The following is a 1,279-nucleotide window of genomic DNA, read 5'->3' on the forward strand; positions in this document are numbered from 1 at the left end:
CCGGGACTGCTGCACGAAAAGGTGACAGGTTCGGTCAGGCAGCCTGAGTGGCTGGTGTTGTCATGATGGCTTCGTATTCGACCGGGGTCAATCTGCCGAGCCTGGCTTGGCGTCGGCGGCGGTGGTAGGTCCGTTCGATCCAGGTCACGATCGCAATCCTGAGCTCGCCACGAGTCGCCCAGGATCTGCGGTCGAGGACGTTCTTCTGCAGCAACGCGAAGAACGATTCCATCGCGGCGTTGTCACCGCAGGCACCGACCCGACCCATCGACCCGACCATGTCGTGAGACCTCAAGGCGCGAACGAACTTCCGGGATCGAAACTGCGACCCCCTGTCGCTGTGAACGATGCAGCCGGCGACCTGCTCCCCGGTCGCGCTGCGCCTGGCCGCAGCGGAGGACAAGGCATCGACCGCTAGGCGGGCTTTCATCCGCGAGTCGATCGAGTAGCCCACGATCCGGTTGGAGAACACGTCCTTGACCGCGCAGAGATAGAGCTTCCCTTCACCGGTGTGATGTTCCGTTATGTCCATGAGCCACAACATGTTCGGCGCATCAGCGGTGAAGTTTCGGGCGACCAGATCGTCGTGAACGGGTGGACCCGATCGGCCGTGTTTGGTGCCGCGTTTCTTGCCGAAACTGCTCCACCACTTGTTCACCGAGCAGATCCGCCATGCCGTCCGCGCCGCCATCGGCTCGCCTGCGGCGGCTGCTTCGTCGAGCAGGAACCGATACCCGAACTCGGGATCGTCGCGGTGAGCATCGAACAAGGCATTAGCCCGATAGGCATGGTCGAGATCAGCGGCAGGAACCGGATCAGCGCGCCACCGGTAATACGGTTGGCGCGCGATCTTCAGGACCCGGCACGTCACCGCGACAGGAATCCCGTCAGCGGCCAGCTCGCGGACGAGCGGGTAGATCATTTTCCCGGCAGATTCGCCTGCGACAGATAGGCCGCCGCCCGGCGCAGGACCTCGTTCTCCTGCTCGAGCAACCTGATCCGTTTACGCGCTTCCCGCAACTCGGCGTTCTCTGCGGCGGTGGTCCCAGGCGAGATACCGTCTTCGACGTCAGCGGTCTTCATCCAATTGGCCAGGCACGATTCGCTGATGCCGAAATCGGCCGCGATCTGCTTGAGCTTCTGGCCGGGCTCCCGGTTACGGGCCACCCGCACGACATCGTCGCGGAACTCCTTGGGATAGGGCTTGGGCACGGTGTCCATCCTTCCAGCAGTGCCCTTTGGCACCACGGATCAGATGTCACCTATCCATGCAGCAGTC

Annotated in this window: 1 protein-coding gene; it reads right to left on the reverse strand. The window is 63.0% G+C overall.

Annotated elements, in window-relative coordinates:
- Positions 1-34: 34 nt before the first annotated feature.
- Positions 35-1,212, reverse strand: a protein-coding gene (locus NS3_RS28095) for an IS3 family transposase (RefSeq protein ID WP_157101598.1) whose coding sequence is annotated in 2 segments (ribosomal slippage) — positions 35-925 and positions 928-1,212 — 1,176 coding nt in all. Because the reading frame shifts where the segments join, the coding sequence is not laid out codon by codon here.
- Positions 1,213-1,279: the final 67 nt, after the last annotated feature.

Source organism: Nocardia shimofusensis NBRC 100134, assembly GCF_001613125.1.
GTDB lineage: Bacteria > Actinomycetota > Actinomycetes > Mycobacteriales > Mycobacteriaceae > Nocardia > Nocardia shimofusensis.